The sequence below is a fragment of the Stenomitos rutilans genome, assembly GCF_059505485.1.
Map to the genome: position 1 here is coordinate 143,901 of NZ_JCACKR010000173.1, position 14,590 is coordinate 158,490.

Here is a 14,590-nt window from a genome sequence, read left to right on the forward strand (position 1 = left end):
TCACTTCACGGCGATGCATTGCGTACTGCAATCATTCGCTAAGCGTAGTCGCAAAAACCGCTATTGAAATGCATGTAGCGACGAAAACAACAGGATGATGCCGTTAACCGATGTCATTACAGTTTGCCCAAATCTCTGAGTAGAATAACGGATTCGTGACTAACGCCGTTGATGCTGGGAATCTTTCCCATGTAGCATACCCTGCGTTTCTACTGCCAGCCCGTACCAGGTTTCACAGACTTAATTTCTTGATAACTCAATATTTCCAACGCTTAATTTCTAAACTAGAGAGACCACAATAAGTTTCAGGAATGGCGATCGAGCACCGCTTCGCTTATCCTGCTTTTGCCTCTCGCTTCACTCCCCACTCGCATGAATGACATTCTAAGCAATTTTTTTATCACAGGCCCGTTTATTCCGCATGGTCATTGTTATCTCTGGCAGCCAAGCTTAGTTTGGCTCCATCTCGTTTCAGATAGCTTGATTGCGTTTGCGTACTACTCGATTCCCCTCACGCTCTTCTACTTTGTCCGCAAACGACAAGACCTGCCATTTGCAGGGGTTTTTCTGCTCTTTGCAACTTTTATCGTGTCCTGTGGTACGACGCATATTTTAGAAATTTGGACGCTTTGGCATCCCACCTACTGGTTTTCAGGTGCCGTGAAGGTGTTAACGGCGATCGTCTCCTTGCTGACCGCTTATGTCTTGGTGCCGTTGGTGCCTCAAGCGCTCGCGTTACCCAGCCCTGCTCAACTGGAGGAGGCAAATCAGGCACTCCACACCCAAATGCAGCAGCGGTTAAACGTTGAAACGGAACTGCGGCAGGCTCAAAATCAGCTTGAACAGCGTGTGCAAGAGCGTACTGCTACACTGCTACAGGTCAATGAGCAGCTACAGCAAGAGATTCGCGATCGCGAAACCATTGAGGCAGAGCTACGGGAGCGTGAAGAACGGTTTAGCACGCTGTTTAACGGCATGGAAGATTGGATACTGGTCTACCATTTGACTCCTGATCTTCAGCCAGGGCAGTTGATTGAGGTGAATGAACAGGCGTGTCAGCGGTTGGGGTATACCCGCCAGGAATTGCTCAGCAAGTCGGTGTTGGATTTAATTGCGCCGCCGCAAGATATAGTCCACACCAGCATTGAGCAGTTGTGGGTAGAAAATCACATTGTCGTGGAATCAGTGCATTGCACGAAAGCAGGTCAGCAAATGCCTGTAGAAGTGAGTGCAACGCTCTTTACCTTGAATGGATTGCCCACAGTACAGGCCATCTGTCGCGATATTACCGAACGCAAGCAGACAGAAACCGCGATCGCCACCCTTAATCGAGATTTGCAGAACCGGGTTGATGATCTGCAAACTCTGTTTGAGGTGATTCCAGTGGGCATTTTGATGAGCGATGATTTGGAATTTCAGCACATTCGAGCCAACCCTGAGTTTGCCCGCATTTTAGGCATTCCCTTTCGTGACAACGCTTCGTGGACACCGCCAGCCGAGAGCACTGGTCCTACCTACAAAGTGTTTCAGCATGGTAAAGAACTGACTCCAGAGGAAACTCCTCTGCGCTACGCAGGGCTGCATGGCATTTCGTTAAAGGGCATAGAGGTGGATATTTTGCGGGGAGATGGCACCCTGTTTAATCTCTATGGCTATGCCTCTCCTCTGCGGAATGAGCACGGTCAGCCACGCGGCTCGGTGGGTGCCTTTTTGGATATTACTGATCGCAAACGTACCGAAGCCGAGCGTGAACAACTGTTAGAACGCGAGCAAATTGCCCGTGAGCAAGCAGAAGCCGCTAACCGGATTAAAGACGAATTTCTAGCGGTGCTATCCCACGAATTGCGCACACCGCTTAACCCGATTCTGGGTTGGGTGCAGCTGCTACGCAAGGGCACGTTAGATCAACCAACAATGGCGATCGCGCTGGAAACCATTGAACGCAATGCTAAGTTGCAAACCCAACTGATCGAAGATTTACTGGATATTTCGCGCATTCTTCAGGGCAAACTGTCCCTCAAGCTGGATGCGGTTGACTTAGTCGTCACCATTGAAGCCGCCAAAGAAACCGTTCGGTTAGCTGCTGAATCAAAGTCGATTACCCTTCACACGACGTTGGAAACTACAACCCGATCACCTTTGGGTGATGCCAACCGCCTACAGCAGGTGATCTGGAACTTACTCTCAAATGCGGTGAAGTTTACGCCACCAGAGGGTCATGTGTATATTGCCTTGACCTACAGCAAGATCGAAGCTCAAATTACCGTGCGAGATACGGGGAAAGGCATTAACTCGGACTTTCTGCCGTTTGTCTTTGATACCTTTCGGCAAGCCGATGGTACTATCACCCGTAAGTTTGGCGGGTTAGGGTTGGGGTTGGCGATCGTCCGGCAGATTGTAGAGTTGCATGGCGGCACGGTCTCAGCAGAAAGTGCGGGAGAGGGGCTGGGAGCAATCTTTAGCGTTCGTTTGCCGCTGCGGGGAGGGGCATTGCCTGTGAGCAAACACCCCGCGCCTGTCGCTCAGCCGTTGAGTTTGCAAGCAGTACACATTCTGGTTGTGGAGGATGAGGCAGATACACGCGACCTGTTGGCCTTTATCCTGACACAAGCGGGTGCAACAGTAACCGCCGTTGCATCTGCTGCCTGTGCTCTAGAGAGCTTGCTGAAATCCGTTCCAAATGTGTTGCTGAGCGATATTGGCATGGCTGAGATGAATGGGTATAGCTTGATGCGCCAAATTCGATCGCTCAAGCCAGAACAGGGGGGACACATTCCCGCCATTGCACTCACAGCGTATGTGGGTGAGTATGACCAGCAGCAAGCTCTAGAAGTTGGCTTTCAGCAGCACCTCTCAAAGCCTGTAGAGCCAAATGTTTTGGTAGACGCGATCGCGCAGCTACTCCAGTCTTCCTCTGTATAACTGGTTTGTTTGGTGTCGATCGCTCAAACTCTCAAGTTCATCATTAAAGCTCTATCCCGCACTCGTGGGGCTTTAAGCCTTGCCATCGAGTCTTTGAGTGTCGTCGTTGAGTGTTTAGGACCCAGCCGTGAGTCTTTAGGACTTGTCGTCGAGTCTTTAAGCCTTGCCATCGAGTCTTTGAGTGTCGTCGTCGAGTGTTTGACTGTCATCGTCGAGTCTTTGAGTGTCGTCGTTGAGTCTGTAGAACTCATCGTTGAATGTTCAAGCCTCGTCGTCGAGTCTTTGAACCTCGTCGTCGAGTCTTTGAACCTCGTCGTTGAGTGTTTGAGCTTCGTCATTAAGTCTTTGAGCTTCGTTGTTGAATGCTTGCTGACAGAAGCTGAGAAGTCAAGTCTCCAAACGCAGCCTGATACTCAACGGCATCTGTTTATGGAAAGACCTAGTTTCTGCGTCAGCGCAGAGTTATAGAACTTATACCGATTTAAAGAATGACGGCTACAGATCAATCGGTGGGTAGGGGCAAGGCAATGCCTTGCCCCTACAGGATGTGTCGCATTTTCAATTCAAATTGGTATTACGCATTTTGATTAAAACCTCGGAGGTTTAAGCGACAGCATTTGTTCAATGCTTGATGCTTGATTAAAACCTCCGAGGTTTGCGCCAGTTCTGAGTTAAAGTAACTCTTTTTCCTTTAGCTTTTGCAATTCTTGGGGCGTAAACGGATTGTTGCCTTGTTGGAGTTTGTTGATCCAGCGCTGTCTTTGGGTGCGGCGATCGTCCTCTTCCGTCCAATTGACAAACACCTGAAAGTCCTCAATGGCACCCGCAAAATCGCCCGTCATTGCTCTGGCAACCCCCCGACTGTCGTGGAACTCACCATTATCAGGATCTGTTGCTACTACTTTTTCGCAAATAGGCATGACAGCGGTGGCATAGTCTTGAACGCTACCGCTACCACAGAGGTAGTTCCAGTTCCAATTTCTAAGTAGCAGGAGACGGGCTACTTTGATCGCTTCTGCCTGGTTGTAGAGCGCGATCGCGGGTTTAATCTCGCCTCGTCTCACCATGCTGTTTGCCCGGTCAATCAACCCACGCGCCTGATGAAACTTTGCTTCTACCTCTGGCTCGATCGCCAATCCAGGGTTTAGTTGGAGTGCCTGTTTGAAGTGGGCGATCGCGGCTGTGATGTCCCCGTAGTAAGCTGATGTTCTCCCTTCGTCAATCAACCGTCTGGATTTTCCTTTTGCTGCCAAGGTCTGAGCTTCCGATGTTGGGGTAAGGGTCAGTTGGGGATTTAGCTTTAGCGCAGCTTGAAATTTGGCAACAGCACCATTGATCTTTTCATCGAGCGCCAGGTCTTGTCCTTCTTCTACTAACCTGAGCGCCTTAGACCGATCAGCAAGGGTTTTCGCTTCGACTTCTGGGTTCAGGGTGAGGTTTGGGTTGCGCTGCACTGCCCGACGAAACAGCGTCACGGCTCCAGCAACATCGTTGGCGTTTGCCAGGTTGGTCGCGGCAGGCACCAGATTGGAGTCATTCTGGCAGGGTTCGAGGTCGAGCAGAACGTTGGGATGAGTGATGAGGTAGTTTTGGAGGAGCGTACAGTCTCGTTGCGTCAATGCTTGAGGTGACTGAAGATCGGCAATATTCCATAAAACTGTTGCTGTGCCACTACCAAAGGCGATCGTCTGACCATCGCGGCTAAAGTCTGCACCCCGTGGAACATTCTCTGTTTGCAGCGTCATCAATAAGGTGCCGTCTCGCTTCCACAGTCGCACGGTTTTATCATCGCCACTGGAAACCACCAGTTGATTATCGCGACTAATTACTGCTCGTGTGACACCACCCGTATGCCCTTTCAGTGTGCTGATCAGCTTACCATCTCGCGTCCAGAGTTTAATGGTGCGATCCCAGCTTGTGGTGGCAATGGTTTGACCGTCTGCGCTAAACCTGGTGTAAGTGACATCTGCGGTATGACCTTTGAGTATTGCCCCTGGTTTACCGTTCTGCCAAAGTTTCACGGTTTTGCCGCTTGGGGTTGCAAGTGTTTGCAAATCGGATCCAATGCGCCCTCCCTCTAACCACTCACGCGGCACTTTAACCTTTTTTAACACTTTGCCGTCCATGTTCCAGACGATTAAGGTTTTTGTCTCTTGGATTAAAGCCGCGATCGCCTGATCGTCTTGACCGAAGTTAATTTCAGTTGTGGGCGTCTCTAACCGTATCAACGTTTTTCGCAGTGTGCCATCCCAGTTCCAGAGCTTGATCGTTTTGTCATCGCCTGTCGTTGCAATCAGACTGCCATTGGTGCTAATGCTAACGTCGTTGATGCCATTCGCATGGGGTACCACCCGCTTTAGCATTGTGCCATTCTGTAATCGCCAGAAAGTGAGGACATTGCCATCGCCTGTTTCTAGCACCTGCCCATCGGGGCTGAATGCCAGTCCGTAGACAAAGCTATCCGTTCCTTCCAGTACTCTCAGTAGATTGGTTTTAAGCTGCCAGAGTTTGACAGTGCCATCGCCGCTGCCCGATGCCAGGGTTTGTCCATCGGGGCTAAATCGAACATTGGTGATCCAGTCACTATGTCCTTTTAGGGTGGTTAGCAATGTACCATCGGGCTTCCAGAGCTTGATGGTGTTATCGACGCTAGCGGTTGCCAGGGTTTTGCCATCGGGACTAAAGCGTGCATCACTGACTGGCTCAGTATGCCCTTTCAGAGTTCGCAGCAACGCGCCATCGAGTGCCCACAGCTTCACGGTTTGATCGCCAGCGCCAGTGGCGATCGTTTTGCCATCGGGGCTGAAACTAATGCTGTTTACCTGTCCTCGATGCCCCCTCAAGGTTCTCAACAGTGTGCCATCCAATGTCCAAAGTTTGATGGTTCTGTCGTTGCTGCTGCTTGCCAGGGTACGACCATCAGGGCTGAAGCGCACCGCATTGACCTCATCGTGATGACCGCTTAGAGTTTTTAGCCGTGTTCCTTTCTCTACATCCCACAGCATCACCGTGCGATCACCACTGGCAGAGGCAAGCACACGTCCATCAGGGTTGAAGGCAAGATCAAAAATGCTATCTTGGTGTCTCTTAAAGGTTTTCAGCAGCTTACCGTTCAGCGCCCAGAGTTTGATGGTTGAGTCGATAAAGTTGCTGGTAGCGATCGTTTTGCCATCGGGGCTAAAGCTGACCGCGTAGGCATAACCATCTTGCTTGAAAGTATTAAGCAGCGTACCATCCAGCTTCCAAAGCTTGACGGTGCCATCATCACTGCTGGTTACCAGCGTCTTACCATCGGGGCTAAAGCTGATCTGCCGCACGTAATCGCTGTGACCTTCCAGGCGACTGCGCTCTTTCGCTCCATAGGTCACTCGTTGCAAGGCGGTCATCGCCTGGTTGCGCGTATTTGCATCCAGGTTTTGATGGCGCTGAAGTTGCTGCCCGACCTTCACACCGTCAATCAATGCTTCAATGTCTTTGTTTGATGCAAGGTTAGCGCTGGCAGAGGCACTCAACGCTAGAAGTTGCCCCTTTTCAGCCTCAAGCTGACGTTGCTTTGCCTGGTGATATTGGGTGACAGCAAGGAGGGCAAGGGCGAGCGCTCCTACAAATCCCACACTAGAGATGAGGCTGGTGCGTCGCTGACGCTGAATTTCGGCTTTACCGCTGGCAAGAATGTACTGCGTTTGCAGAGCAGTCGGTTTGGGATCTTTATCGGTGCCAAGACTGAGCCAGCGGCTAGCTGACTTGAGATCACTCCCGCGCAGCAAAAAGCTATCATCTTGTCCCTTGCTGTCCCACTCGATCGCCCGCACCAGCAATCGGGTATGCGCGTGAACGTGCTCCAGATCCATGTCGATCGCTTCAAGCAGCGACTGAAACGCACAATCAAAATCATCCTCTTCACGAAAGAACAGCCAGTTGTGCCGTCTTAGTGCTTCGTGTGCCTGCTGCCGCTCAAAATCATCGCGCCGGACGACAGGTACCAGGCGCTTGTGGTGCTGCACCGCGTGGTCAAGTTCTTGATTGCACACCCTGGAAGCGGTGGAATCAGGACTGACTACAAAGACAAAGGTGTCAGCCGCTTCAATCCCACGCTCAATTTCTTGCCACCAGTCAGCGGTGAGGGGAATGTCTTCCCAATCCACCCAGGCGTCGCGATCGCACTGCGCCAACGCGGTATGCAGCGCCTTGACAAAATCCTTATCTTTGCGCGAATAGGAGATAAACACGTCTGCCATGATCCAATCTCCAGAGAAAGGATAAAGCTTGCTTCACAGTAACAGGCTTTTGCTCCGGAGAAACATGGAGTGCTTGTTTGTGAAACTCAGTGCCTTGGCAGAGGTGGCAATAGGCATAGATTTTGTCATTGCGGCATTGGGATTGCGAAGCCCACACGGCTATGAGGCGACTGAGTTGTTTCACAACGAATGAATCACCGCTGAACTTTATCCTCTTTCGTTTCTTTGACTACTCGCCCTATCAGGCTACTTCGAGACTAGTGGTCTATCAAACAACTATTGACGAGTGGATTCGGTAAGATGAGACTCGCCACTTTAACGTCAACCCGATGGCTAAAAAATACAATGTTGCGCTCACGACTGAGGAGCGACAGTATCTGGAACAATTTACGATGACCGGGAAACACGCGGCTTATCAAAGCAATCATGCTCGCATCTTGTTGAAAGCAGATCGCAATCAAGCCGAAGGCAGTTGGCGTGACCAGGGCATCAAAGGTGCCCTCGACCTCAGCGTGAGAACCATCGAGCGGGTGCGACAGCGCTTTGTCGAAGCAGGGATGGAAGTGGCTTTGAAGTGTCGTCCAGGAGCAGGACGCAAGCAAGCAGTGACCGGAGAAGCGAAGCGCATTTGATTGCGCTGCATTGTAGCGAAGTCCTAAGCGGACAGGGACGCTGGACCCTGCCATTGTTAGCCGACCGGATGGTCGAACTCAGCTATGTCGAACAGATCAGTCATGAGAGTGTGCGACAAGTGCTGAAAAAAACAAACTGCAACCTTGGAAGCAAGAGTGTTGGGTGATTCCACCGGAGCAGAACGCTGAATTCGTGTGGTGAATGGAGTCCGTTTTAGAGCTGTATCAGACCCGCTACAATCGAGCCTTTCCGATCGTTTGTCTTGATGAAGCCACCAAGCCACTGGTCAAAGAAACGGTGATTCCGATTCCGGCTCAACCGGGTGTGTCTGAGCGAGTCGATTATGCGGTAGTGCCCCAGAGGGCAGGATGACGAGAGCGTGGGAGGGGGAGAAATGCCCATCATCACACCCTCTCACCCTCGCTCCATTATTCTTTATCCTTTCCAAAATAGGACTACCGAATCACCTTTATAAACGCCAAATTTTTATGCGTTCTGATTATGAAGATGCTAGTTTTGCAGCTTCAAATCAAAAACTGAAAAAATTTTGGGACAACTTTCTTGATACGGAGTTGAAAATTATTGATAAAGCAATCTTTGAACAAATGGCTGATGTTGCTGCGAGACCGATCGACTCTTACCAAAATGGTGAGTGAGGTAGGCAGCAGTATGCATCAAAAACGATCGCAAAATCTGTCGTACTTTAAACAGGCGACCATTTGTGGATTTGGATACAACCAAAGTCGAGACAATCATCAAATATCGAAGTGACAGTTTTGGGAGTGATCGAACGTGACGTTTTCGCAGATTCCCGTGATTGATATTGGTGGCTTACGATCGCCCAACCTGAGCGATCGCAAAAGTGTTGCGGTAGAGATTCGTCACGCTAGCCATGACGTAGGCTTTTTCTACATTGCCAATCATGGAGTCCCAGCAGCGGCGATCGCGGAGACGTTTGTGCAGAGCAAACGCTTTTTTGATCAACCCCTGGCGTTTAAGAATACAGTTTCGATTGCGCGATCGCCTATCTCGCGCGGCTATGAGGCGATTGGGCAGCAGGCGCTTGACCAGATCCCCGATTTAAAAGAAGGGTATTACATTGGGGTCGATCGGGGTGCGGATGATCCCTTAGTGCAGACTGGCATACCCAATCATGGAGCCAATCAGTGGTCTACTCTACCCGGTTGGCGTGAGCCACTCGAAGCCTATTTCGCTCAGATGCTGGCGCTCTCTGCTCAACTATCCCGCGCCTTAGCTCTATCACTAGACCTGGACGAACGTTACTTTGACCCAATGATGGACAACTCCATGTCGGTCTTGCGACTGCTGCACTACCCGCCGCATTCGGTAAACGCAGTAGCAGATCAGCTTGGCTGTGGTGCCCATACAGACTGGGGCTGCCTGACGATCTTGCTGCAAGATCAGGTGGGTGGCTTAGAGGTTCGCAATGCCAGAGGTGAATGGATTCGGGCAGAACCCATGCCAGGAACCTTTGTGATCAACCTGGGCGATATGATGGCACGCTGGACGAATGGCTATTACCAATCCACACCGCATCGCGTGATGAATCGATCGGGCCAGGAGCGCTACTCCATTCCCTTCTTTTTCGATCCTTACTACCATGCACTCGTGGAATGTCTGCCTACGTGTCAGAGTGTAAAACAACGACCAAAGTACGCGCCGATCACCGCTGGAGCGCACATTATGGAAATGTACCGCAAGACCTATCAGCCAGCGTCCACTCGATCGTGAAGAAACTGGCGTGCGGTCGGTATGGTGCAAGGCAGAGGGCAGAAGGCCAACTCAAATCTTGCACCACTCTCAAGAAAACGTACTTGGGGCCTTACTGGCGATCGCCTTGCCCCGCCCTGCCCTAAAAGTGCGGGCTAACAGAGGAAAGTCCACTTCTAGTGGACTGGAAATCAACTGATACCAGGTTAAATTGAAAATGCAACACATTCTGTAGGGGCAAGGCATTGCCTTGCCCCTACCCAACGATCATCTGTAGCGATTGTTGTTTGAATCGGTATGAGACGCAATTGAAAATGCAACACATTCTGTAGGGGCAAGGCATTGCCTTGCCCCTACCCAACGATCATCTGTAGCGATTGTTGTTTGAATCGGTATGAGACGCTTTGCAGTCCGTTTTAACGGACTTCGTACTGTTAGCCCGTAATTTATTGCAGGGTGGGTTGTTGCGAGAGGTGCAAGATCCCATCAGGTAATCACTGTTGGTTTTGCCATACCCGTGTGAGTGTGGATGCCCGCAATGTCATCTGCGATCGTAATCAGGTCAGCAAGGGCCTCCTGCGGGTCAAGATGGTGTTTGGCAATATTGGGTTCGTAGCTTTCCAGGTAAATTCGCAGCGTTGCGCCCTGGGTACCAGTGCCAGAGAGCCGCAGCACAATGCGAGAACCATCGGTAAAGCCAATCCGCACACCTTGATTGGTGCTAACGCTGCCGTCGATCGGGTCGGTGTAGCTGAACTCATCTGCATACTCAACTTCATACGCACCAAAGCGTTTGCCTGCCAGCGTGGGCATCTGGTCGTGAACCCCTTTCATGAGGGTTGCCGCGCGATCGCTGTCCACCCCTTCGTAATCATGGCGAGAGTAGAAATTGCGTCCATACTGCTGCCAGTGTTCCATCACGATCTGTTCGACCGATTCTTGCCGTACCGCTAGAATGTTGAGCCAAAATAGCACTGCCCACAGCCCATCTTTTTCGCGGACGTGGTTAGAGCCTGTGCCAAAGCTTTCTTCCCCACAGAGAGTCGCCTTGCCAGCATCCAACAAATTGCCGAAGAACTTCCAGCCCGTTGGCGTTTCGTAGGCTTCAATACCCAGGCGCTTCGCCACACGATCGGCGGCCTGACTCGTGGGCATCGATCGCGCAATGCCTGCCAACCCATCTTTGTAACCGGGAACCAGCTTGGCATTGGCCGCCAGCACCGCGAGACTATCGCTGGGCGTGACAAAGAAATGCCGACCCAGAATCATGTTGCGATCGCCATCCCCATCCGAGGCCGCACCAAAATCTGGCGCATTCTCCCCAAACAGCACCTCCACGAGATCATGAGCATACACCAGGTTTGGATCAGGATGCCCGCCCCCAAAATCTTCCAGCGGGATGCCGTTTTGTACAGTGCCAGCAGGCGCACCCAACGCTCCTTCAAATAGTGCATAAGCATATGGCCCCGTCACCGCATGAAGTGAATCCATACACATACGAAATTGTCCACTGGTGAGGAGCTGGCGGATGCGATCGAAGTCAAACAATGACTCCATCAACTCTGCATAATCCGAGACCGGATCGATCACTTGAATGGTGCTGGTACCCAAGGAAACGCTGCCAAGGGCATCCAAATCAACATCAGGCGCGTCCAAAATTTTGTACTGCGCGATCGACTTACTGTGGGCAAAGATTGCCTCCGTTACCTTCTCAGGTGCAGGCCCACCGTTGCTAATGTTGTACTTAATGCCAAAATCTTCGGTCGGGCCACCCGGATTATGGCTGGCAGACAAAATAATGCCACCAAACGCATGGTTTTTACGAATCACACAGGAGGCAGCGGGTGTGGAGAGAATGCCACCCTGCCCCACCAACACCTGCCCAAAGCCATTTGCCACCGCCATCTTTAAGATGATTTGAATCGCCTCGCGGTTGTAGTAGCGACCATCGCCGCCCACCACCAGCGTTTGTCTCTGAAAACCCTCCAAACTGTCAAAAATAGACTGGACAAAGTTTTCCAGATAGTGCGGCTGCTGAAACGTCGGCACTTTCTTCCGCAGTCCGGAGGTGCCAGGTTTTTGGTCGAGGAAGGGGGTCGTTGTAATCGTTTGTATGTTCATACCAATAGCCTTCTCTAATCCGTTCCTTCATCAGCCAATGTCGATCATCACGAGGTCTAAGATGCTAAGACAGGCACCCGATCGCCGTTGAGATCACTCAAGGCCAGAACCAGGGGTCTGTTTTTCACGATCGCGTTTACATCTTAATGCAGTCCAATTTGTGTGGATCAGCATGACTTCTCGTCCTGTTTGATCATCTTGTTTGAGCGATCGCACATTCTTCAAATCATACGACTCAGGGGTTAAGAGAGTATGGCACAAGCCAAAACATTACCGACATCTCATCCAACGACGCGGTATGAGGCAAGACTGGCAGCTAGCAAATCGTCATTTCACAACGGTGACAACGGTGCCGAGAGTGACTTGCTTAAACAGAGCTTCAACGTCTTTGTTGTACATTCTCACACAGCCGTGCGAAGCCGCCCTGCCCACCGAACGAGGCGTCGGCGTACCATGAAACCCAATCCAATTTTTACCATCTGTCCAAAAGCCAATCCAATAACGTCCCAACGGATTTTCAGGATCGCCACCGGGAATGACGACTCCCTTTTGTAAGGGGTGCACCCAGGTTGGGTTTTTGATCATCTGCTTCACTTCATAGCTACCGACAGGCGTCTCCCAACCTGGACGACCCACCGCGATCGGGTAGCTTTTGATCAGGGTATCGCCTCGGTAGAGGGTAACCTGGCGACGACTCAAGCGAATTTCTAGCCGTAGCGCTTGCGGATCGACTTCGGCAGGGGTTGGCTTTGGCTCAAACTGCAAGTCTGGATGAAACCCTGGATCAAGATACGGCGTTAATGCGGCTGGAATCTTCAGGTGGCTAGGCTGAGCTGGAGCGGCTGGATCAGACGTAGTGGGAGGCTCTGATTTCAATGGTATTGGTTTCTTATCTTGCGCTGGCGGCTGCGTGGAGGCAATCGCAACAGGGCGCTGTGCTGCTAATGCTACCGAAGGCACGACCCAGAAACTAACGGTTACAAGCACACGTACAAGGCGCACTGAAAATTGCGACATAGCCTAAATAAAAGCTCAGGAGACTCTTTATGATGAAAGCAAGAGAGACGGCGATTGGCAATATATCTTTTGTAGGAAAACGTGCAAAAGTGTTGTTTTTGATACTCGCCGCTTTGCAGGAGGCCATAGATCGACCCAGCCATTCATCATATGCCATTCTTTCGACCGATGCTTCCGTTTCGCGGACAGTTGATGATGACCGAAAAGAGGCGATCGGTAGAGGGATTAGGGCATGAAGCCGAAGGTTGTTTTCAAGCTACTGAAGGATACAGTAACCGAATGGAATGAAGATAAGGTGCCATTATGGGCGGCGGCACTGGCATATTACACGATCTTTTCGCTGGCTCCACTGCTGTTGATTGCGATCGCGATCGCAGGTGTGGCGTTTGGCGAAGACGCAGCACGGGGCGAAATCGTTGGGCAAATTCAGGGCTTAGTAGGCAAGGAAGGAGCAACCGCCATTCAATCTATGATTCAAAACGCGCATCGTCCTGGCTCTGAGGGCACGATCGCAACCGTCGTTGGCGTCGCCACACTGCTGTTTGGGGCATCCGGTGTGTTTGGGCAGCTACAGGATGCCCTCAACACCATTTGGGGTGTGAAGCCAAAGCCAGGGCAGGGCATGAAAAGCTTTCTCCAGTCTCGCTTTTTGTCCTTTGCGATGGTGCTGGTGATCGGCTTTTTGCTGCTGGTCTCTCTAGTACTGTCGGCAGCGCTGGCGGCGATCGCCACATTTTTTAGCCGCTTCATGCCTGATCTGGTGATCTTGGGTCAGGTATTGAACTTTGTATTTTCTTTCGGCTTTATCACACTGCTCTTTGCCGCCATTTACAAATTCTTACCGGATGTCAATGTTGCCTGGAAAGATTTGTGGATTGGTGCCGCAACGACTGCTTTATTGTTCAATATCGGCAAGTTTCTGATTGGGCTGTATCTGGGTAGCAGTGGGGCAAGTTCGACCTACGGCGCGGCAGGCTCACTTGTAGTCATCTTGCTGTGGGTCTTTTACTCCGCTCAAATTATTCTCTTTGGCGCGGAGTTTACGCAGGTTTTTGCCAAATATCGTGGCTCTGAAATTACGCCCAGCGCTCATGCCGTGCGGATCACCCAGGCGACAGCACAGCCTCAAGCAGAGAGCGACGAGCGACGGCCCACAAAGCGGAACGGCAAAGGTACATCTGCAACCCAGCAGGAGCAATCAACACATCCATCAGGTGCTCACACATCAGCACCTTCTCAAAAAGCCCGATCGATCGCGGCGCTTTTAGGTTCGGTGGTGATGCTAGCTAGCACAGTACGGCGATCGTCTACTCGATCGCGGCGACGCAAACGGCGCTAGAAGGTAAATCACGCGCGACAACCCAGGCTGTCGCGCGTAACAACGCCAGTGGTGGGATTCACACCCTCAGCCCGTTTGCAAAGTTGAGTCAGATCATAGCGATCAAGAATCGCATCTGTAAAATCTGCCCCTGTGATGTCAGCTTCTTCAAAAATACTGCTAGACAGCGTTGCTCCAATCAAAATAGCATTGGTCAATTTGGCTTTGTAAAACGTGACGCGATCGCCCAACGCATTTTCTAAATTCGCACCTGTCAAATCGGCTCCCAAAAGATTGCCTTTCGTCAAAATAGCGCCCTTCATATTAGCGCCAGCAAAGTTTGTGCCTCGCATTTCAGCTGCCACAAAGACTCCTCCAACTAAATCCATGTTGGCAAAATCTCGGTTTCCAAGATTCGTGTTGCTGTAGTTAATGGTTTTGGCTTGAGCGAATGCTGGTGCGGCTCCTACAAGCACCCATAACCACGCCAGCGCGATCGCCAACAGAATCAGAAGCGATCGTTTCACCACACTCATAATGGGTAGTTGCATGATCTTAGAACTTACGCATTGACAGAAGTGGCAATGTCTGAAGTCAGACAACAGCCGAT

At 51.1% G+C, this 14,590-nt stretch carries 10 protein-coding genes and 1 pseudogene; 6 read left to right on the forward strand and 5 right to left on the reverse strand.

The window, feature by feature from the left end:
- Positions 1-372 precede the first annotated feature (372 nt).
- Positions 373-2,922, forward strand: a complete 2,550-nt coding sequence (locus AC5JLP_RS35135; protein ID WP_496072528.1) for a PAS domain-containing hybrid sensor histidine kinase/response regulator — start codon at positions 373-375, stop codon at positions 2,920-2,922.
- A gap of 23 nt (positions 2,923-2,945) precedes the next feature.
- Here the strand turns inward: AC5JLP_RS35135 and AC5JLP_RS35140 are convergent, their stop codons facing one another.
- Together AC5JLP_RS35140 and AC5JLP_RS35145 are read right to left on the reverse strand one after the other, a co-directional pair.
- Positions 2,946-3,173 carry a hypothetical protein gene (locus AC5JLP_RS35140; RefSeq protein WP_496072529.1) on the reverse strand — a complete coding sequence of 76 codons (228 nt, stop codon included), beginning with the start codon at positions 3,171-3,173 and terminating at the stop codon, positions 2,946-2,948.
- 420 nt (positions 3,174-3,593) lie between these two features.
- Positions 3,594-7,160 carry a WD40 domain-containing protein gene (locus AC5JLP_RS35145; protein WP_496072530.1) on the reverse strand — a complete coding sequence of 1,189 codons (3,567 nt, stop codon included), beginning with the start codon at positions 7,158-7,160 and terminating at the stop codon, positions 3,594-3,596.
- Between the two features lie 329 nt (positions 7,161-7,489).
- Here AC5JLP_RS35145 and AC5JLP_RS35150 point away from each other — a divergent pair.
- The 3 genes and pseudogenes from AC5JLP_RS35150 to AC5JLP_RS35160 all read left to right on the forward strand — a co-directional run.
- Positions 7,490-8,138, forward strand: a pseudogene (locus AC5JLP_RS35150) (helix-turn-helix domain-containing protein); the annotation flags it as partial.
- 143 nt (positions 8,139-8,281) lie between these two features.
- The gene (locus AC5JLP_RS35155) at positions 8,282-8,449 is read left to right on the forward strand and encodes a hypothetical protein (protein ID WP_496072531.1); all 168 of its coding nucleotides are present in this window, start codon (positions 8,282-8,284) and stop codon (positions 8,447-8,449) included.
- 136 nt (positions 8,450-8,585) lie between these two features.
- A complete protein-coding gene (locus AC5JLP_RS35160) occupies positions 8,586-9,545 on the forward strand; it encodes an isopenicillin N synthase family dioxygenase (protein ID WP_496072532.1) in 960 nt (319 codons plus the stop codon).
- A gap of 465 nt (positions 9,546-10,010) precedes the next feature.
- Here the strand turns inward: AC5JLP_RS35160 and AC5JLP_RS35165 are convergent, their stop codons facing one another.
- The gene (locus AC5JLP_RS35165) at positions 10,011-11,645 is read right to left on the reverse strand and encodes an alpha-D-glucose phosphate-specific phosphoglucomutase (protein ID WP_496072533.1); all 1,635 of its coding nucleotides are present in this window, start codon (positions 11,643-11,645) and stop codon (positions 10,011-10,013) included.
- Positions 11,646-11,972: 327 nt separating this feature from the next.
- Positions 11,973-12,662 (reverse strand): L,D-transpeptidase, encoded by a 690-nt coding sequence (locus AC5JLP_RS35170; protein ID WP_496072534.1) that lies wholly within the window; start codon positions 12,660-12,662, stop codon positions 11,973-11,975.
- Positions 12,663-12,691: 29 nt separating this feature from the next.
- Here AC5JLP_RS35170 and AC5JLP_RS35175 point away from each other — a divergent pair, with 29 nt between their 5' ends.
- Together AC5JLP_RS35175 and AC5JLP_RS35180 are read left to right on the forward strand one after the other, a co-directional pair.
- On the forward strand, positions 12,692-12,898 hold the full coding sequence (locus AC5JLP_RS35175) for a hypothetical protein (protein WP_496072535.1): 207 nt from the start codon (positions 12,692-12,694) through the stop codon (positions 12,896-12,898).
- Complete coding sequence (locus tag AC5JLP_RS35180) at positions 12,895-14,001, forward strand: YihY/virulence factor BrkB family protein (RefSeq protein WP_496072536.1); 1,107 nt, start codon at positions 12,895-12,897, stop codon at positions 13,999-14,001. The genes AC5JLP_RS35175 and AC5JLP_RS35180 overlap by 4 nt, the downstream gene beginning before the upstream one ends.
- An 8-nt stretch (positions 14,002-14,009) precedes the next feature.
- Here AC5JLP_RS35180 and AC5JLP_RS35185 read toward each other — a convergent pair whose 3' ends face one another.
- On the reverse strand, positions 14,010-14,531 hold the full coding sequence (locus tag AC5JLP_RS35185; protein WP_496072537.1) for a pentapeptide repeat-containing protein: 522 nt from the start codon (positions 14,529-14,531) through the stop codon (positions 14,010-14,012).
- Positions 14,532-14,590 lie beyond the last annotated feature (59 nt).